This window comes from Eximiradius proteiniborus, assembly GCF_058546985.1.
In genome coordinates this window covers 1728485-1747128 of record NZ_CM178592.1, presented here as the reverse complement: position 1 = coordinate 1747128, position 18644 = coordinate 1728485, and the positions used below count along the sequence as shown (strand labels likewise).

Annotated in this window: 18 protein-coding genes; 9 read left to right on the top strand and 9 right to left on the bottom strand. The window is 39.0% G+C overall.

Translation table 11 applies throughout. The features are described 5' to 3' along the window. Positions 1-31: 31 nt before the first annotated feature. From ACY2LT_RS07245 to ACY2LT_RS07235, 3 genes are all read left to right on the top strand, one after another. Positions 32-565: a BsaWI family type II restriction enzyme gene (locus tag ACY2LT_RS07245; protein ID WP_491814839.1), complete on the top strand. Its 534-nt coding sequence runs from the start codon at positions 32-34 to the stop codon at positions 563-565. 4 nt (positions 566-569) lie between these two features. Further along, positions 570-1931, top strand: coding sequence for a DNA methyltransferase (locus ACY2LT_RS07240; RefSeq protein ID WP_491814838.1), 1362 nt, complete (start codon positions 570-572; stop codon positions 1929-1931). 64 nt (positions 1932-1995) lie between these two features. Further along, positions 1996-2964 carry a glycosyltransferase family protein gene (locus ACY2LT_RS07235; protein ID WP_491814837.1) on the top strand — a complete coding sequence of 323 codons (969 nt, stop codon included), beginning with the start codon at positions 1996-1998 and terminating at the stop codon, positions 2962-2964. Between the two features lie 40 nt (positions 2965-3004). Here ACY2LT_RS07235 and ACY2LT_RS07230 read toward each other — a convergent pair whose 3' ends face one another. From ACY2LT_RS07230 to ACY2LT_RS07210, 5 genes are all read right to left on the bottom strand, one after another. After that, positions 3005-3505 carry a LeuD/DmdB family oxidoreductase small subunit gene (locus ACY2LT_RS07230; RefSeq protein ID WP_491814836.1) on the bottom strand — a complete coding sequence of 167 codons (501 nt, stop codon included), beginning with the start codon at positions 3503-3505 and terminating at the stop codon, positions 3005-3007. A gap of 1 nt (position 3506) precedes the next feature. Beyond that, positions 3507-4799, bottom strand: coding sequence for a 3-isopropylmalate dehydratase large subunit (locus ACY2LT_RS07225; protein ID WP_491814835.1), 1293 nt, complete (start codon positions 4797-4799; stop codon positions 3507-3509). Between the two features lie 244 nt (positions 4800-5043). Next, positions 5044-6150 carry a mannose-1-phosphate guanylyltransferase gene (locus tag ACY2LT_RS07220; protein ID WP_491814834.1) on the bottom strand — a complete coding sequence of 369 codons (1107 nt, stop codon included), beginning with the start codon at positions 6148-6150 and terminating at the stop codon, positions 5044-5046. Then, positions 6147-6887, bottom strand: coding sequence for a M50 family metallopeptidase (locus ACY2LT_RS07215; protein WP_491814833.1), 741 nt, complete (start codon positions 6885-6887; stop codon positions 6147-6149). Before ACY2LT_RS07215 ends, ACY2LT_RS07220 begins: the two co-directional genes overlap by 4 nt. Before the next feature lie 3 nt (positions 6888-6890). Continuing rightward, positions 6891-8363: a lipopolysaccharide biosynthesis protein gene (locus tag ACY2LT_RS07210; protein ID WP_491814831.1), complete on the bottom strand. Its 1473-nt coding sequence runs from the start codon at positions 8361-8363 to the stop codon at positions 6891-6893. A gap of 131 nt (positions 8364-8494) precedes the next feature. Between ACY2LT_RS07210 and ACY2LT_RS07205 the strand changes: the two genes are divergently transcribed. Continuing rightward, positions 8495-8833, top strand: coding sequence for an STAS domain-containing protein (locus ACY2LT_RS07205; protein ID WP_491814830.1), 339 nt, complete (start codon positions 8495-8497; stop codon positions 8831-8833). 207 nt (positions 8834-9040) lie between these two features. On the opposite strand, the gene yidC is transcribed toward ACY2LT_RS07205, so the two are convergent. The 4 genes from yidC to rpmH all read right to left on the bottom strand — a co-directional run bounded on the left by yidC (position 9041) and on the right by rpmH (position 11755). After that, complete coding sequence (gene yidC / locus ACY2LT_RS07200; RefSeq protein WP_491814828.1) at positions 9041-10900, bottom strand: membrane protein insertase YidC; 1860 nt, start codon at positions 10898-10900, stop codon at positions 9041-9043. Between the two features lie 12 nt (positions 10901-10912). Beyond that, complete coding sequence (gene yidD, locus ACY2LT_RS07195; protein ID WP_491814826.1) at positions 10913-11152, bottom strand: membrane protein insertion efficiency factor YidD; 240 nt, start codon at positions 11150-11152, stop codon at positions 10913-10915. Further along, complete coding sequence (gene rnpA / locus ACY2LT_RS07190; protein ID WP_491814825.1) at positions 11124-11537, bottom strand: ribonuclease P protein component; 414 nt, start codon at positions 11535-11537, stop codon at positions 11124-11126. The genes yidD and rnpA overlap by 29 nt, the downstream gene beginning before the upstream one ends. A gap of 71 nt (positions 11538-11608) precedes the next feature. Further along, a complete protein-coding gene (gene rpmH / locus ACY2LT_RS07185) occupies positions 11609-11755 on the bottom strand; it encodes a 50S ribosomal protein L34 (protein ID WP_491814823.1) in 147 nt (48 codons plus the stop codon). Between the two features lie 266 nt (positions 11756-12021). Between rpmH and ACY2LT_RS07180 the strand changes: the two genes are divergently transcribed. From ACY2LT_RS07180 to gcvPA, 5 genes are all read left to right on the top strand, one after another. After that, complete coding sequence (locus ACY2LT_RS07180; RefSeq protein ID WP_491814822.1) at positions 12022-12783, top strand: 2-phosphosulfolactate phosphatase; 762 nt, start codon at positions 12022-12024, stop codon at positions 12781-12783. Beyond that, complete coding sequence (locus ACY2LT_RS07175) at positions 12776-15700, top strand: FtsK/SpoIIIE family DNA translocase (protein WP_491814821.1); 2925 nt, start codon at positions 12776-12778, stop codon at positions 15698-15700. The genes ACY2LT_RS07180 and ACY2LT_RS07175 overlap by 8 nt, the downstream gene beginning before the upstream one ends. A gap of 189 nt (positions 15701-15889) precedes the next feature. Continuing rightward, positions 15890-17002, top strand: coding sequence for a DNA methyltransferase (locus ACY2LT_RS07170; RefSeq protein WP_491814820.1), 1113 nt, complete (start codon positions 15890-15892; stop codon positions 17000-17002). Next, a complete protein-coding gene (locus ACY2LT_RS07165) occupies positions 16999-17253 on the top strand; it encodes a hypothetical protein (RefSeq protein WP_491814819.1) in 255 nt (84 codons plus the stop codon). Before ACY2LT_RS07170 ends, ACY2LT_RS07165 begins: the two co-directional genes overlap by 4 nt. A gap of 48 nt (positions 17254-17301) precedes the next feature. Beyond that, on the top strand, positions 17302-18642 hold the full coding sequence (gene gcvPA / locus ACY2LT_RS07160) for an aminomethyl-transferring glycine dehydrogenase subunit GcvPA (RefSeq protein WP_491814818.1): 1341 nt from the start codon (positions 17302-17304) through the stop codon (positions 18640-18642). Positions 18643-18644 lie beyond the last annotated feature (2 nt).

Sequence of the window (18644 nt, the reverse complement as noted above, 5' to 3'; positions counted from 1 at the left end):
AGTTGGAGAAATAAATGACATTAGTCAAGCAATGAAATCTATTGCAGGCAATGCTTTTTCTAACAGTTTTGTTTATTTGTTCATAAAAAATAAATTAGAAGGAAATATTAAGCAAAACATTTTTATAACTTCTAAGAAGTCTCGGGTAAAAAATTTTGATAAAATTTCTACAATCAGTATTGGGAATGAAACTCAAAAGCCTGATGTAGATTTAATTATTTATACTGAAAAAGAAGATAAATCTGTTGACAAGTGTATTATTTTATCATTAAAGACTTCATTAAGAGAAAGAGCTGGACAAACTTATAAATGGAAATTATTAATGGAAATAGCAACTACAGAAAATCCAATTAAAAATAAATATGATATAAAGTACAATGTTTTTAAAATGCCAATAATATGCTTTGCCACAGTTAATTTTTACAATGAAATAAATAATCCTCAACATAGAGGAATGTTTAAATTTTTTGATAAAGCTTTCATTGCCAAAGATATTGATGTTGATACCGAATTTATTTCCCCTTTATCAGATATTGTTAATTTTGTTAATGAAAGATTAGGATGAAGTAATGTTTACAGATAATCTCGAATTTAATGTAAAAAATATCAATTACAAATCTTCAGAATTGTTTTTTTTAATTGAATATTCTATTGATATATATAAGGAAGAAGACAATTTTTACTATAAACCAAAAGATGTAGAAGATTGGTATTACGAGTGGGACTTTAGAAATTATTATCCAAATATATATACTCATGGTTTTCATCAATATCCAGCAAAATTTATACCTCAACTGGCACGAAAATTATTAAGAGTCTTTACTGATGAAAATAGCATCGTTTTAGATAATTTTATGGGTTCTGGAACAACATTAATTGAAAGTATGTTGTTAAATAGAAAGTCAGCAATAGGTATTGAACTAAATCCTTTTGCCTGTTTTATGGCAAAGGTAAAAACTACACCAATAAATCCAGAAACTCTAAAAAAAGTTATTTATATTATAAAAAATGAATTTTATCAAATAAAAAATTTTCCAATACATAACTTTTACAATATTGATTTTTGGTTTAAGCAACAACAAATAATAGATTTGTCAAAGTTAAGAGAAATAATCTCATACATTGAAAATAGTGATATAAGAGATTTCTTCTTGCTTTGTATGAGTGAAGTTGTTAGAAGAGTGTCTTTAACAAATCATAATGGATTTAAGTTACATCGTGATAAAGAAAAAATCAAGGATGATTTTAATCCAGACGTTTTTTGGCATTTTGAAAATGTATCTCAAAGAAATATTTCTCTAATGGAGAATTTTTACTATAAAGTTCTAAACTCTAGCACAAAGATTCAAATAATATTAGGTGATTCTCGTAAAAAACAAAATATAGAAAGTAATAGTGTTGACTTTATTCTTACATCACCTCCTTATGGCGATTCAAGAACTACGGTAGCTTATGGCCAGTTCTCAAGGCTTTCTTGGCAATGGATAATGAATGATAGAAATATTTACAAATTGGATGAAAGTCTATTAGGAGGTAAAATAATATTTAGCAAAGGAAAAGAAGTTTTAGAATACTCAAAAACCTTAAAATTGCAATATAATGAAATAAAGTCGAAAGATCATAAAAGAGCCGAAGAAGTTTTATCATTTTATATAGATTTATTTGATTCTTTACTAACTGCCTATGAATATTTAAAAAAAGATAAATATTTTGTTTTAGTTACAGGTAATAGAACAGTAAAAGGCGTTTTTCTTAGGACAGATTTAATTATAAGTGAACTCTCAGAAAAAATTAATTTTAAAACAGAAATAATACTCTATAGAAATATAATTAACAAAAGAATGCCAGCGAAAAATTCTCCAACCAACATAAAAGGTGAATTATCCAATACTATGTTGAAGGAGAACATAATATTTTTAAGAAAAATGTAACTCAAGCTACTAGCATCTGCTGTAAGCCATTAAAAAGTCGCATAGACGAAGAACGTAAAACCAAATGAAAAAATACTATATATATATATTGCTTGCACTTGTGGTGGTGCTTTTTTTGCGGTTCAACCGACAGGACCTGCTGATAAAAGATGTTGTCGGGATTATAGGCGGCGACCATCACCAATATTATGCGATGGTGGATTATTTTCGTGGGCAAGCACCTTTCTGGTACTCAGATGCTCCGTCCAACAAAAGGCTGTTGGCGCCGCTTTTGGCGGCGGCGTTGCCATTTGAGCGAGGCTTTTCGCTAAATCTGATTAATGCAATTCTGTTGTATCTGGGCTTTGCGTTTGCATTCAGGACACTTGCAGGGCGGTATGTGCAGCCAAAGGTTGCGCTTTATATTGTGTTGCTGCATATTTTTTGTTTCCCGGTATTCTATTATAGTGTTGTAGGATTTGTGGATGCGGCTCTTGTGGGGTGGATGATGATTGCGCTTTCCTTGCTTTTGGAAGGTCGCTATGCGTGGTTTTGCGTTGCTGTGGCAGTAGGCTTGTTTCTGAAAGAGAGCATAATAATAGTATTTGCTTGCGGATTGCTGTATTTTATTTTCAAGAGAAACTGGAAGCAAGCTGGTTTGCTTGTGTTGCTGTATGTGGTAGCATACTTTTTGCATCAGAAGATTATGCAGGTGTTAAATTACGGAATACCATACACTTATGGCTGGAAAATTGAATTATCGACTTTGAAGAATAATCTTGCCCGCCCGCGAACTTATCTTTCGTTTTTGCTTTCAGCATATCCTTCGCTGATAATTTTTGCAATTGGGATATACTATTACTTTAAGAAAAAATTTGCCGGACAAGATAGGGAAATTATTCTTTTGTGTTTTGCCGGGCTTGCTCTGGTGCTTGCATTGTATGTATATTCACTGTTTGTGGCATATTCTGATGGCAGGTTTATCTATCCGGCTATAGCATTTTCGATATATCTTTCCGGGTTAATAGCAAAAGAAAATGCCCCTGCGCCTTGAAGTTGCAGAGGCATTCACGGCGAAATATATAATCAACTCTTTATTCTATTCCCATTCGTTGTTTCAGGATTTTCTGTGTGTAAGGAATTAGCCCGCCGGCATCAACTATTGCCTGACGAGCCTTTGGCAGTGGAACAATCGGAAATTCTTTGCCTTGCGTTTTGTTTATAACTTTGTCGCCCAGAATTTCGAGTTCGTCGCCAACTTCTGCTTCGATTTCAGGACAAATAACTGTTCGCAAGCCAAGATTGATACTGTTTTGCAGGAAGATACGAGCAAAATCTCTTGCAACAATAGTCAGGTTGTGCCCTTTCAAACACGAAGCCGCCTGCTCACGAGAAGAACCGCAACCGAAATTCTTTCCGGCAAGGATAATTCTTGTTTCGTCAGTTTTTTCACTATTAAGCAATTTATTGAGTTCTTTAATATCATCAAATGCGAATTGCGGAGTTTCTGTTGGCAGAACTGTTGCCATATATCGTCCGGGATATATAATGTCGGTCGAAATATCATCACCAAATTTATAGATTACTTTAGCCATTTTAAAACCCTCCTTTTTGCGGATTTGTTATCATTCCGGTAATTGCGGAAGCAGCAGCAACAGCTGGGGAACACAGATACACATCAGAATCAGGATTGCCCATACGTCCTTTGAAATTGCGGTTTGTTGTTGCGAGTGCTACTTCTTTGTCGCCCAAAGCTCCCTGGTGCACACCCAAGCAAGGTCCGCAACCGGGGTTCATAACAACTGCACCGGCTTTTACAAGGTCGTTTACGTAACCGAGTTCGAGAGCCTTCTGGTATATTCTGTATGAAGCAGGGAAAACAAGCATACGCACACCGCGGGCAACTTTTTTGCCACGAAGTATGTTTGCCGCAGTTTCCAAATCATCTAAACGTCCATTGGTGCAAGAACCAATAACAATCTGATCAACTTTCAGTCCTTCGACTTCCGTAACCGGCTTGACGTTATCAACTGTGTGCGGGCAGGCAATCTGCGGAACAAGTGTTGAGGCATCGATTTCGACAACCTGACAATATTTAGCGTCTTCGTCCGGAGCGATAAGTTCAATATCGCCTGTTACACCGGCTTCTTCGCGCAGGAAGCGGATAGTTTCTTCGTCTGGTGGGACAATACCGGAAGTAGCACCAGCTTCGACAGCCATATTGCACAATGTAAGGCGTCCTGATGTGCTCATATTGCGAATAGTCGAGCCGTGAAATTCTAACACTTTGAAATTTGCACCTTCTGCTGATATTTTGCCAATCAAATGCAAAATGATGTCCTTAGGTTGAACATATTTGGGGAGTTCGCCCTCGACAACAACTTTGATGGTATCGGGCACTTCTACATTAAGCACATTACCGAGAGCCCAGACCGAAGCCATTTCGGTTGCACCGATACCGAAGGCAAAAGCTCCAAGAGCCCCGTGAGTGGTTGTGTGGCTGTCTGTTCCAACTACAACATAACCGGGCAAAACATAGCCGTTTTCGGGCAGGATTTGGTGGCAGATACCACCTTCGTCTCCGCGAATATCGTGAAATTTGGTAATTCCTTGTTCAGCAACAAATGTGCGGATTTTCTTCTGATTGGTGGCGGTTTTCTTGCTTTCTGCGGGAACTCTGTGGTCGAAGATAATAGCAATCCGATTTGGGTTCCACACTTTTGCGGGGCGACCCAGACCGGCGAAAATTTCCTGGAATTGGTTCATCACAAGTGCCGCATTTTCGTGCGACATTGCAGTATCGACAGCTGGTTCGAGCACTTCGCCGACTTCAACGCTTTGTCGGGAGGTTGCACGTGCCAGAATTTTTTGAACAATCGTTTGACCCACTTTCTCCTCAATTTCTGTGTTCGAAATGAAATTTAGAACATATAATTTATAAACAATTTTTTTAAAAAAGAAGTAATTTTGATTTGAATTGCAAAAATTCAGTCTTTAAAGTGCATACACACAGTTAGCGTTTCAGTGAATTTCTACAAATAATATTGGTTTCTTTGCAAAATAAGAATCAGAATATTTAATAAATCGCTGATTTTGAAGTTTTCAGGACGCACCGGGTGCGTCCTGAGCTATCTCAAATATATTCTTCGCCAAACTTGTTTTTTACGTCTTCTACGCTTTGGCGAACCTGTTGCACTTTGTCGACCGGGCAAACAAGCACTGCATCGTCTGTTACAACAACGGCAACACCGTCCATTCCCAGAACAGAAACAACAGCCATTTTGCTTTCGTTGATAACGATAGAGTTGTCTGTTTCAACAAGCGAAGTCCGACCAATGGAAATGTTTCCACTGCTATCAGCCGGGCGTGTACGCCGTAGAGCATCGAGTGCCCCGACGTCGTCCCAGTTGAACAATGCACGGGCAACAGCGACATTGGCAGTTTTTTCCATAAGCCCGTAGTCTATGGAAATATTCGGAAATTCCTTAAAAATATCTCCGATTTCATTCAGCAAAGAGTTGGAAGGAGTATTGATTGAACTAACTAAATTTTTAGCCATAAGTTCAATATGATTGCCAACTTCGGGAAGATGTTGCTTCAATTCACTAACGAAGGTTGAAAGCTTATAGAAAAACATTCCGCTATTCCACAGGAAATTGCCAGAGGCAAGGTAGTGGGCTGCTGCTTCGGTGGAAGGCTTTTCGCGGAAGCTCAGGACATCGAAAATCAATTGCCAGTTGGTAACTTTTTCGCCAAGCTCGATATAGCCGTAACCGGTTTCGGGGCGGGTCGGCGGAATACCGATGGTGAGAATTTTCCCTTCGGCTTCGGCATATTTCATTGCTTCATCAACTGTTTCGATGAAAGAGTGTGAAGGGAAAATATGCTGGTCTGCAGTGAGCACAGCTACAGATAAATCAGGTTCATTGCTGTATTTGGCAAGAAGAACGGCGGCTCCAAGTGCAAGGCAGGGAGCTGTATTGCGTTTGTATGGTTCCGGAATAATGTTTCCCGGCGGGAAATCTGTAAGCATATTTCGCATAATCGGAGCAAGCAATTCGCTTGTGATAATATACACGTCCCGTTTGTCGATAAGCGGTGCCACCCGTTCAACTGATTCTTCGAGCATAGTTTTGTTGTCTGAAACTAATTTTAGCAATTGTTTCGGTTTTTTGCGCCGGCTAAGTGGCCAAAAACGTTCGCCAGAACCACCTGCCATAATTAATGCAACTCTTTTCATTGAAATCCCTTATTTTTATGATATAAATATGCAAAACATTTATAAAAAGCGAAGAATGAAATTCCTAAGATGATAATTGCCCACATCCAGTATGGCAGAAATAAATATTTCTCTAAATAACCAGTATCGGAATACATTATTTCGCCATTCATTTCTATACGGTCTATGAAAAAATATCCGACATTTGGGTATAAACTGAGCATAGAGGACACACCGAGAAATTGAAGCACTAATTGCTTGACTCTATCCGACGATTTTATCCCAATATACATTAGCAAGGCACCTACTGCAATCAAAAATATTACTCCAAATACAGAACGCACCCAGATAATAACTGTTATGACAATCAAAGCACCTACAATTACAAGCAACCTTTGAGTTGCTTTGACTGAACCGGACGAATAAATAAAAAGCATACCGGCAAAAGTAGGACCGAGTGGTCCGCTAATGGCAACAAGAGCCTGCCCGATTGAGCCAAGAAAATGCACTCCGGAATGCACCGCAACTCCTGAACCATCGGGATGCACAAGTAAGTAATGGAAGTTGCCGCCGAGTAGCAATGCCGCAAGCCCGTGCCCCATTTCGTGAAAATATGTTGCCAAAATTGTAATTGGGTATAGGTAAATGAATCCAGTAGGGATATTCCAGATAAGAATAAGGAAAATAGAAAAACCCGAAAAATACCAGGGAGAGTTTTTATTAAAATGCCTGTCTAAATTATTTTGCGGAAAGGGCATATTTTAGTCCTTTTTGTTCAACTTCAGAAGTTTGCGGATATGGTTCAATTCCGAAGGTGTGAAAAATTTAAGTAAGTAAAGAATGACAGCAAACGATGCAAAAAATAGCGAACGCACCAAAATCGCCCATTTCATTTCGAGTGATATAGTTGCTTCTTTTGCAACAAAATAGACTATAGCTGTTGAGAATACGATAATCCAGACTCGCCGCCATTCGTAGGCAATCGGGTAGATTTTTTGTTGATAGATATATAAATTGCTTGCACCGACCGCATACCCGGCAACAATTGCAATAGCAGAGCCCCAGTATGAAATATATGGGATTAGAATAAAGTTCAGAATTAAGCTTACTGCTGCACCAAGCCCGACCGAAATACCAACATAACGCGTGTTTTTGGTTATGAGAAAGCCAGCGGCAAAATGAGACTGACTGCCGTTAATGAAAAATGCAAGCAGAATCACCGGCACAATGGCAAGCCCTGTCCAGTAGGACGGTTCGATAAAACGACCACCGATAAATGGCAATTGAACCAAATACTCGATAAACAGAGAAGTTGCAAGGAAAATGCCCGAGCAGAACAGCACATAGTAAGTAAAGACGCGGGCAAAGAGTTCTTTTGAGCCTTCTTCGTTGTAGCGACTCAAATAAAATGGTTTCCATGCATAATCGAAAACTGTAACGACAATCATCATCGGAATAGCAAGCCGAAAATTAACAGCGTAAATAGCTAAGTCGTTCGTCGAGGCAAGTGCTTTCAGAAACGGACGGTCTGCCACTTGCAGTATCATTGCCGATAGGTTTGCCGGTAGGGTGGGCAATCCAAATTTAAACATATCTTTGATAAGCTTCCAGTCTAAATACTTTACTAAATTGTTTCTTACTTCCTTGAAAACTATCAGAATTCCGAACGAGGACGCAATGAGCTGCGAAATTATAACTCCAATTGCACCCCAGCGGAGCGACACAACCAAAATCAAGTTGTTGGCAACTGCAATAATAATAAGCAAAAGCCTTGTTTGTGCAAATTTTCTTGCCTGACGTGTCATCCTAAGATATGCATACGGGATTAGGATTAAGCTGTCGAAAAGCGGAATAAGAACAGAAATACGAACTATTGTCGCGGCTTTGGGCAAATCTATCAAATCGTAAGCAAAATAGTCGGCAGTAAGAATAACAACCAATGCGAACGAAGCGGCAATGCTGGAAATTACAAACATAGCGTTTGAAAACACTTTTCGGCATTGCTCGGGATTGTCCTTTTGGTAGAAACGGAAGTAAGATGATTCCAAGCCGAACGAGAAAATAATATTAAGAAAAGCGAGAATGGAATAGATGAAAGTGATTTCCGCAAGTTCTGTTTTTGTAAGGTAATTAGTGTAGAGTGGGGTAAGCAGAAAAGAAAGAAACCGGCCGATTACCTGAAAAACTCCATATATTATAGTGTCGCTTGCAAGCGACTTGATTTTATCACGCATACGAAGATGTCAAAAATTAAAATATAAAATTAATTAAATGTTCACATAAAAAGTAAAGTTTTTTTCTCAATAAAATTATATATTAAACTTCATTAGAGTGTAACATTTGTAAAATTATAAAAAATTCATTTATGAAAACAAAACTTGAAAAGTTCGAGAACTATTGTCTGATGAGATTGGACGGGCAATTTGTAGGTGGCGACGAAACGGATGAATTTTTCAATCTTGCGATGGATGCTCTCGGCGATGGGTGCAAAAATCTCGTGATGGATTTCAAGGATGTTCTGTATTTTAGTTCTATAAGCATTGGCAAGCTGATTAAGCTCAATTACGAATACAACCTGAAGGACTCGCGTTTGATACTGACAAATGTGAATAAGACACTCCAGGATGTATTCAAGATTACAAAGGTGTCGTCTATATTACGCATAACATTGACAATGGAAGAGGCTTTGGAGCAACTGAAATAAAAAGACTATCCCTGATTGTGGATAGTCCGAAATTTTACGCTAAGTTTGTTATAGGAAGTATCTTTAATTGTAAATACGCATCATTTGAAAAAGTGTTTCAACTTTTTTCGCAGATTATCTAAAAAAAGAATAATTGCAAGATTGTCCGAATATAAATAAAAAAGGCTGCTTTTCTGGAGAAGCAGCCTTTGTGTTTTTATCAATCATCTACTTTTTGCGTTTTGGGCGATTTTGATTTGGGCGGTTGTTGTGTTGTGGCTTTGCACCGGGTAGGGTGCGTCCTTGAGCTTCGGCTAATTCCTGAGCTTCTCGCATTTTGCGTTGCAACCAGCCTTCTTTCTTGGGCATTTTCTTTAAGTCTTCGAGAGTTAGACGTTTTTTAGAAAACTTGTTTATATAAATTTGTTGTGCAATTGACAGCAAATTAAAGAAGAAATAGTATAAATTAAGCCCGGACGGGAAGTTTGAGAACAAGAAGAGAAACATTACCGGCATCATATATACCATTGCTTTCTGGCGTGGGTCTGTGATAGTCATTTTTTGCTGAATGAACATAGTAACGCCCATAAGCACTGCCAAACCCGATAAGTGGCTAATTCCGAGGAAGGAAAATCCGAAGTTCAAAATTTTGTCGGGCATCGATAAATCAGTAATCCACCAGATAAACGGTTCCTGACGAAGCTCTATAGCCGAACGCAGCACAGCCCAAAGAGCGAATAAAATTGGCATTTGCAGCAACAACGGCAAGCATCCGCTTGCAGGATTTATTCCATATTCGGAATAAAGCTTCATTATTTCTTTTTGTTGAGCTTGTTGGTCGTCCTTGTATTTGGTGCGTATTTTTTCCATTTCGGGCGAAAGCAGTTGCATTTTTTGAGCTGAACGCATCTGGGTAATGGACAATGGATGAAGCAATAATTTTATTATTAGTGAGAAAATTAATATTGCAATTCCGTAGTTGGGCACAAATTTATGCACAAACTGGAATATCGGCAGCATAAAGTGTTCGCCAATCGGACGGATTAAGAAACGCCAGCCAAAATTAATCAAAGCGTTCATTCCGTACGAACGAACAGTATTATATTCGAGCGGACCAATGAAGACTTTGAAATTGTTGTGCTGCTGACCACCTTTGTATGGTATGCGGTAGTTTATCGAGTAAGTTTCGGTAATTCCGTTTTTGGCGTGGTGGCGGGCGTATCCGGAAATATCAACAGTGCCGTCGAAACTTTGCCAGGGCTGTGGCATTATTGAAGTAGCAAAATATTTAGTTTTGATTGCCGCGTAGTCAATTATTCCGGTGAAGCTTTTTTCGGTTGGCTTGGTTTCGGTTGCATTGACTTCTTCCACTTCGCCATTCATCTGGACTATTGCCATTGCATCGCTTGCTTCGTCCACGCTGTTGTATTCCTGCGGAGGCAATCCTTTTTCCCAAACGAGATTGTATCCACGAGTTGGGAGAACGTCTTCCAGATTAGCAACAGTGATGTTTTGTTCTATATGGTATTTGTCGCCGAAGAATTTAAGCACTTTCTTGATTTTACGGTTATTTCCCAAATCAAGTTCGAACACAAGGTTTGCAGATTGGTTGCCTTGAATTTTTATGTTTGTTGAGGACTGGTTGGCAAGCGAGAAGTTCAGGTCGCGGGTGTCAATTTTTTTAGCATCAAGAGTAACGAAGTTAATGTAGAGTTCGCCATTGCCGCGGCGGATAAGCTGCACAGGAGTTTTGTCCCATTTTTTGTATTTTTTCAGTTTCCAGGATTTAAGAACGGCACCGCGTGAAGAGATTTCAGCAACGAACAAGTCGTTTTCGATTGTGTAAACAGTTTCGTTTTGCGAGGCAAATTTCGAAAAAATACCGTAGCGTTGCTGGGTTTGGAATGAATCGGCAACAGATTTCACCGGAGCAAGGCTATCCTGAGCTTTTGCGGGCAACTGGTGAGCGGTGGTACCTGCTACGGTGTCTTTTGGCGGATTGGGTGCTTCTGAAACCGACATATAGAACAGCCACCCAAACAGCAGCAACATAATCAAAGTCATTCCGATAAATGAATTTCTATCCATATTCTACTTCAATTAATTAATAATCTTCTTTTTAAATAAAATATCTGGAACGGGGTCGAACCCACCTTTCGAAAATGGGTTGCACCTCACAATGCGCTTGATTGCCAAAAAAGTTCCGAATATCGAGCCGTGCTTTTCGATGGCTTCGATTGCATACTGGGAGCAAGTTGGATAGAAACGGCAGGACGGCGGGAAAATCGGGGAAATAGCAAATTTGTAGAATTTAATCAATATTATTAGGATTTTCTTCATCAACTTGCCTTTTGATAATAGAATTACGGAATTTTTCGACAATTATCATAAATTCAGCGAAAACATCGGTTAATCTTATAAGCGGCGGCTTAGCAACGGGTGTTCGCCAGAATAAAATTATAGCTGAGATATTGATGTTGCCTGCCAGTAGCAAATGAACATATTGACGAAGAACTTCTCTCAGCAAACGCTTTACACGGTTTCGCACAACAGCCCGTTTCGAAACTTTCTTGCTTGCAACGACAGCGTATTCGAGCGAGTTTGCACTTACTTCGTTGCATTCGATTACAACAAATAAATTAGAAGTCGAAAATTTTTTGCCATTTGCGAAAACTTCTTGGAAGCGTTTTTGTTTTTTGATTGTGGCAAGCCGAGTGGACGGCATTTTCGACCTCTTGAATTTATTTGCATAACAGTGAGCGGCTATGCTCAAAGTCTATGCATATTATCAATGTACTATCTTTCGTCGCTAACAGTTAGACGGTAACGACCTTTTGCACGGCGGCGAGCAAGCACCTTGCGACCATTCTTCGAAGCCATACGTGCGCGAAAACCATGCTTATTAACTCTTTTACGACGACTTGGCTGATACGTTCTTTTCATAAATCACCTTAGCTCGATAATTTATTATAAATTATAGTTTTACGAAAAAATGAACTACAAATATAAGAATTTTTTTAGATTTATAAAATTTATTTATCTGTTAGATATGAAATTAATTAAATAATGATAGTCAGAGAAGCGGGCAGTGCGTTCCGGATATTTCCAATAAGTATTATTAAAAAAATATAATTATTCAAAAATTTACATAATTCAGAAAAATTACTTAAATTTAGATTATTTGTAAAATATAACGGCTCGAATAGTTTATGATTATTGACGCATTTTTGGTGCCAACCGCCATAAACGAAGATACGTATTTTTCGAATTCTGTTGTGATAATGATTGATGTTCTGAGGGCAAGCACAACAATTGTTACGGCTCTGAGCAACAATGCCCGCGAAATTATTATCACAGATACAACCGAAAAAGCAGTAAAGCTATACAACACCATCGACAAGCAAAATGCAATTCTTGCTGGCGAACGCAACGGAATGAAGCCCGATGGGTTTGGCGCCGGCAACTCCCCGACAGAGTTCACAAGGGAAAAAGTTGAAAATAAAATAGTAATTCTCACTACAACGAACGGAACGCAAATATTTACCCGTGCTAAAGAGTCGCCTTGCCGAATAGTGGCTTCGTTTGTGAATTTGTCCGCAGTCTGCGAGTATGTGCTAAGCCGTGTCGAAAGCGACCCGTCGGTGCATTCAATAATCTTGTTTGCTGCTGGCAACAAAGGCAGAATTTCCTACGAGGACACACTTGCAGCAGGTGCATTTGTAAGCCTTTTCCACGAACAGCTTGCCTGCAAGCTAACAGATGCGGCTCATTTAGCGAAATCTATCTACCAGATGCACAAAGATAATATAAAGGAATTTGTCAGAACTACTGAACACGCAAAATTGCTTGAAAGCTTAGGATTTGAATCTGATATTGAAATAGCCTCAACGATTGACCTTTATCCGATAATTCCGTTTATCGATGGAAATAGTATTAAAATTCTCAAAGCAACAGAGGTAAAAAATGGCTGAAAGCAACGACGAAATAGTGATTAAACGCAGCAGCAAAAGGGAAAAGCCCAAACAGAATTCAGAAAAATCGCCCAAAGAAATGAATGTTTCCCTCTACTCCCGGATTTTTGCTGTGCTGCTGATGATTTTCTCTGTTTTGTTGTTTCTTTCGATTATTTCTTACACACAAAAAGATGAACTAAATGCAAAAATAACGCTTTCCGAGCTTCTGACGATTTTTTCGTCGGATTCGATGATACGCATAAAAGCAGAGACCACGCAAAACTGGCTTGGGCTCACCGGTGCAGTGCTTTCGGACCTGATGATAAATGGCACTATCGGATATATTATAGTTTTCTTACCTGTGTTTCTTTTCGTTTGGGGGCTGAATATTTACAAATCGTTCGAAATTCCTGATAAACTTATACGCAACACTATTATTTACTTTTTGTTTGGGATTTCGTTTTCGTCTCTGCTTGGGGCTTTAAGAAATTTCGAAACATTTAGCACAATAGACAAAGAATGGCTGGGGGCAATTGGTTTGTTTGCCGGTTCGTTGATGTCGAAGTTGCTAAGTCCGTTTGGTGCAACCTTGTTTTTTCTGATTGCCTTGTTTTTGCTTGTATATTTTGGAACTAACATAAATTGGAAGCCGATATTTGCTAAAGTTTGGGAAATTTCACGGCTTATTTACAGAAAAAGCATTGCACTTTTCAGATTTCTGTTTGTCAAAGTGAAAGATTTTGAAAAAATCAATAAGGAACTGCTTTCAGAAGAATTGCCACAGGACAAACAGGAGGAAGAACCCATCGCAGAAACTGTTGAAACTGCCACCGAAAGCAAGCCCACCGGGCAAACCGAAGTTCAGGAAAATATTGCAACTGAAGTTAAGCAAGAGCAACCCAAACAACCTGAATTGAAAATTAATATAAAAAATCCATTCAAAGAGCAGGCTCCGCCTATTGCACCGCTTGGTCTGCGAAAAATTGACGTTGAAAGCCAGTTTGTTGATAAATCAGTTTCGAAAATCAAGCAAATTGAGAGTGTCGGGCTTTCCAATCAAGCCCATCAGGACAGTGAAAATCAGGTAGCACAGAGCGACGAAGAAACGGTTGCAAACGAAACAGCAGAGCCAAAAGATGTTGCTCCTTCAAAGCAAGTTGCAATGGAAAGCGAACGCACCGGAACAAAAGATGAAATCAAAGAGAAAGAGACAAATGAATATTTTCCTGTCGAGGATAGTTCGGAACTTCCGGAAATTGACGAGGCTCTGATTGTAAAACCCAAAACGGCAAAACCTTTGCAGGAGGATATAGACGAAGCGGTGATTCGTCCGAAACCAATTGAAATCAAGCCAACAGCACCAGACAAACCCAAGCCGTTAATCATCGAAGTGGAAGATCCCGCTCCTGAGGACGAACCCGTTTTGAACACTCCGCTTGGAGTTGCAATTCACGACGAGGATATCAGATACGTTCCGCCGGGTGTGCAACTTCTCGATACCAGTTCAGAGGAAATCAGAGTAAGCGACGAAGAACTGCGAATGAACGCCAGAATTTTGCAGGAGAAGCTCGAAACATTCAAAATTTACATAGAAAATCTAACTGTAACGCCGGGACCGGTTGTAACGCAATATGAATTTGTTCCGGCGGCTGGAATTAAAATCAGCCGTATAGAAAGTCTTGCCGACGACCTTGCAATGGCATTGAAGGCTCGCGGCATAAGAATAATTGCTCCCATTCCGGGGCGTGGCACAGTTGGGGTGGAAATACCGAACCAACACCCATCCGTAGTGCGTTTCAGCAACGTTGTCAATACAGCTAAATTTTACGAATCAAAGGCACACTTGCCAATAGCTTTGGGCAAAACAATTTCGGGGGAAGTAGTTGTTGCAGACCTAACAAAAGCACCGCACCTTCTTATCGCTGGTTCGACGGGTTCCGGAAAATCTGTTGGAATAAACACAATAATTAATTCCTTGCTTTTCAGGATGCACCCGCGGGATTTGAAATTTGTAATCATAGACCCAAAGAAGGTGGAATTGCAACAATATAGCCGTTTGCGTTATCATTTTCTTGCGATGTCGCCCGATATTCAGGATGCAATTGTTACAAATCCGCAGGATGCAGTAGCGATACTCAAATCGACTGTTTTAGAAATGGAGAACAGATACAATATATTGGCAATGGTCGGGCAACGCAATATTGCTGACTATAATGCGAAGGTTCGGGCGGGTGCTTATAAACATATAAAGGAATTTGACCACAGACCTATGCCATATATTGTTGTGGTAGTCGATGAACTGGCAGACCTGATGCTGACGGCATCACGCGAAGTCGAGGAACCGATAATCCGATTGGCACAGATGGCGCGTGCCGTTGGAATTCATCTGATTATTGCAACTCAAAGACCGTCTGTAGATGTTATCACTGGAATAATCAAGGCGAATTTCCCTGCACGCATAGCCTATTTGGTAGCATCGAAAATTGATAGCCGCACAATACTTGATATTTCGGGAGCCGAACAGTTGCTTGGCAATGGCGATATGCTGTTTTTGCCGAGCGGTTCGCCTAAACCGATAAGAATACAGAATGCTTTTATTTCGACCGACGAAGTAGAAAATGTATGCAATTTTATAGGGAAGCAGTCGGGCTATAGCAAACCGTATATGTTGCCGAGTTTGCTGGAGGACAAATCATCATCCGGAAGCATAGCAGCAGAAGACCGCGACCCGCTTTTCGAGGAAGCAGCGCGGCTTGTTGTGCAGTTGCAACAGGCGTCGGTGTCGCTTATTCAGCGACGTCTGAAAGTGGGCTATGCCCGCGCCGGAAGAATTATTGATGAATTGGAAGATGCCGGAATAGTTGGTCCGAACGAAGGTAGCAAAGCGCGAACAGTTCTGCTCGAAAGCGAAGCAGAATTAGAAAGAATTTTGTAAGATTCTAAAAAATGCTGACGCCGAATATTAATTATTTTTATGAAAAGTGGTTCGGGTTGTGGCTATTGCCTCAATAGGCGGATTGTTTGATATTGGGATTAGGGATTAATATTTGATGATAAATCAATTGAAGTAAATTAAACAATAGTTTGTATCAGGGTATTATGCTTTATTATTATGGTGATTGAAATGGAAAACGAGACATTACCTTTTGATTGGGAGCAGGATTCAATTATCAACAAAAGTTCGTTGCTGGAAGTATTGACGAATATCGAGGAATTAGACGAGAAAAATAGAATTCAGACAGAAGTTCTGAAAATTTTAAAAATTCTTAAGAATACATCAAAGGATGATTTAGGATTATTAAATTTTTCAAACAACGGCGATACTCTAACAATAAAAAAAGATACGCTGCTTGAGGAACTGAAGCAAATCCTTGAAGCTCAGACTATTGAAAGAACAAAATATTACATTTCTCGCTTAAAAAAAAGTCTGACAGTGGTTAAAACGAGTAAAATTAATGACATAAACCTGAATCGCTGGAAAGAGTATGATGATATAATTACAGACAGTTTATGGGTATTAGACAAAAGAGATGCGTCTGGCGCTCATAATGCCGGGTATTGGGGCAACTTTATTCCGCAAATTCCAAATCAATTTCTTAGAAGATACACCAAACAAGGTGAATGGGTGCTTGATCCTTTTTTAGGAAGCGGGACAACACTAATTGAATACAGAAGATTAGGTCGGAACGGTGTCGGAGTTGAGTTGCAGAACGAGGTTGTGGAATTGGCAAATAAAAACATTTCTGCTGAAGGAAATATTTTTAATGTAAGAACTGAAATTATCAATGGGGACAGCACTGGATTAAATTTCAAACATGAACTTGAAAAAAGAGGCATAAAATCAGTTCAGTTTGTAATAATGCATCCACCATATTGGGATATTATTAAGTTTAGTGATAATAAGAAAGATTTATCAAATGCTCAGAGTGTGGAAGAATTTTTGAATTTATTTGGAAAGGTTGTTGATAACACTTGCGCTGTATTGGATAATGGTAGATATTTTGCGGTTGTCATTGGAGATAAGTATTCTCAAGGTGAGTGGATACCGTTGGGATTTTATACTATGAATGAAGTGCTGAAAAGAGGTTATGTTTTAAAATCAACGATTGTAAAAAATTTTGAAGAAACAAAAGGGAAAATGAATCAAAAGGAATTATGGAGATATAGGGCTTTAGTGGGTGGATTTTATGTTTTCAAGCACGAATATATATTTTTGTTTAAAAAGGAAAAAAAATGAGCACAACCCATGTATTTATTGTTGATACAAACACATTCAAGTATCACTTAGAATATCTATTCGCAGGAACGGGTGCCAAAGATAATTATATAGATTTTAATGATAAGCCAAACACTCAACTAAACCATACAACAGAAGACAATTTAGTTGGAATGATTGCTGATTCACAAAGAATTAGAAAAGGAGATTTTATAGTATTTTTCGGTTTGGGAATATTTATGCAATATTTTTTTGAAAACTCATTTAATTAAACTAATTTTGTGTTTTGTATAAACATAATTATTATATGGAGTTAAATTATGCCTTTTATTCCTAATACTGATAAAGAGCGTCAGGAAATGCTCGAACGTATTGGTGTAAAGAATTTCGACGAACTTATTGCAGCAATTCCAGAAGAAATCCGATTAAATAAAGAACTTAATCTTCCCGTGGCAATGTCCGAATTCGAAGTTGTAAAAATGATGAGCGAATATGCGAACCAAAATGTTACAACTTCATCACATATATGTTTTATGGGTGGCGGAAGCTACGATCATTTTATTCCATCGATAGTCGGTGCAGTTATTGAGCGTCCTGAGTTCAAAACTGCCTACACACCATATCAGGCAGAAGTATCGCAGGGAACGCTGCAGGCTATGTATGAATATCAGTCTATGATATGTGCTCTTACCGGTATGGATGTTGCTAACGCATCGATGTATGATGGCTCTACTGCTCTTGCCGAAGCCTGTATGATGGCAAACGCCCATAACCGCAGAACAGAGTTTGTTTATGCCGGCACTGTCAATCCTAATTACAGACGTGTTGTTGATACTATTACTGCTGGCAAGAACTATACTTTCCACCAAGCAAAGCTCGAAGACGGCACCTGCGACCTTGAAAAACTCCGCTCGCTTGTTACCGACAAAACTTCAGCTGTAATTGTTCAGCAACCAAATGCTTATGGCAATTTAGAAGATGTATTCGAAATTGAAAAAATAGCTCACGAAAAGAAAGCACTGTTTATTACAGTAATAAATCCAATATCTTTGGGCGTGCTTGCTTCGCCCGGCGAATACAATGCCGATATAGCAGTTGGCGAAGGGCAACCGCTCGGTATTCCATTAAGTTTAGGTGGACCATATCTTGGTATTTTTGCCTGCAAAAATGAATTTATCCGTAAAATGCCCGGCAGAATTGCTGGTATAACAGAGGATTTGGAAGGCAAACGCGGATTTGTGCTTACCCTTCAGACCCGCGAGCAACAAATCAAACGCGAAAAGGCAACTTCGAACATTTGTTCTAATCAAGGTTTGTTTATGCTTGCTGCAACTGTTTATATGGCAGCAATGGGCAAGCAAGGTATAAAAGAAGTTGCAGAACAATCTATGCAGAAAGCTCACTATTTAGCTGAACAAATTAAGAAAATCAAGGGCTTCAGATTGTTGAACGATAAGCCATTCTTCAATGAATTCTTGGTTGTGCCGCCAGTGCCGGCTTCGCAAATCATTGAAGAAGCTTCGAAAGTTGCAATTATGCCCGGAATAGATACAAGCCGTTTCCCGGAATGCAGTCAGGGATTGCTTGTTGCTGTAACTGAAAAACGCACAATTGAAGAAATGAATAAATTTGTCGGATTCTTGCAAAAATTTGCAAAATAATA

What these genes read in the sequence shown, in the direction of transcription:
- gcvPA (WP_491814818.1), top strand. Translation starts at nt 17,302, where the DNA reads ATGCCTTTTATTCCTAATACTGATAAAGAGCGTCAGGAAATGCTCGAA.
- ACY2LT_RS07235 (WP_491814837.1), top strand. Translation starts at nt 1,996, where the DNA reads ATGAAAAAATACTATATATATATATTGCTTGCACTTGTGGTGGTGCTT.
- ACY2LT_RS07215 (WP_491814833.1), bottom strand. Translation starts at nt 6,887, where the DNA reads ATGCCCTTTCCGCAAAATAATTTAGACAGGCATTTTAATAAAAACTCT.
- rnpA (WP_491814825.1), bottom strand. Translation starts at nt 11,537, where the DNA reads ATGCCGTCCACTCGGCTTGCCACAATCAAAAAACAAAAACGCTTCCAA.
- ACY2LT_RS07175 (WP_491814821.1), top strand. Translation starts at nt 12,776, where the DNA reads ATGGCTGAAAGCAACGACGAAATAGTGATTAAACGCAGCAGCAAAAGG.
- ACY2LT_RS07210 (WP_491814831.1), bottom strand. Translation starts at nt 8,363, where the DNA reads ATGCGTGATAAAATCAAGTCGCTTGCAAGCGACACTATAATATATGGA.
- ACY2LT_RS07240 (WP_491814838.1), top strand. Translation starts at nt 570, where the DNA reads ATGTTTACAGATAATCTCGAATTTAATGTAAAAAATATCAATTACAAA.
- rpmH (WP_491814823.1), bottom strand. Translation starts at nt 11,755, where the DNA reads ATGAAAAGAACGTATCAGCCAAGTCGTCGTAAAAGAGTTAATAAGCAT.
- ACY2LT_RS07230 (WP_491814836.1), bottom strand. Translation starts at nt 3,505, where the DNA reads ATGGCTAAAGTAATCTATAAATTTGGTGATGATATTTCGACCGACATT.
- ACY2LT_RS07220 (WP_491814834.1), bottom strand. Translation starts at nt 6,150, where the DNA reads ATGAAAAGAGTTGCATTAATTATGGCAGGTGGTTCTGGCGAACGTTTT.
- yidC (WP_491814828.1), bottom strand. Translation starts at nt 10,900, where the DNA reads ATGGATAGAAATTCATTTATCGGAATGACTTTGATTATGTTGCTGCTG.
- ACY2LT_RS07245 (WP_491814839.1), top strand. Translation starts at nt 32, where the DNA reads ATGAAATCTATTGCAGGCAATGCTTTTTCTAACAGTTTTGTTTATTTG.
- ACY2LT_RS07180 (WP_491814822.1), top strand. Translation starts at nt 12,022, where the DNA reads ATGATTATTGACGCATTTTTGGTGCCAACCGCCATAAACGAAGATACG.
- ACY2LT_RS07205 (WP_491814830.1), top strand. Translation starts at nt 8,495, where the DNA reads ATGAAAACAAAACTTGAAAAGTTCGAGAACTATTGTCTGATGAGATTG.
- ACY2LT_RS07165 (WP_491814819.1), top strand. Translation starts at nt 16,999, where the DNA reads ATGAGCACAACCCATGTATTTATTGTTGATACAAACACATTCAAGTAT.
- ACY2LT_RS07170 (WP_491814820.1), top strand. Translation starts at nt 15,890, where the DNA reads ATGGAAAACGAGACATTACCTTTTGATTGGGAGCAGGATTCAATTATC.
- yidD (WP_491814826.1), bottom strand. Translation starts at nt 11,152, where the DNA reads ATGAAGAAAATCCTAATAATATTGATTAAATTCTACAAATTTGCTATT.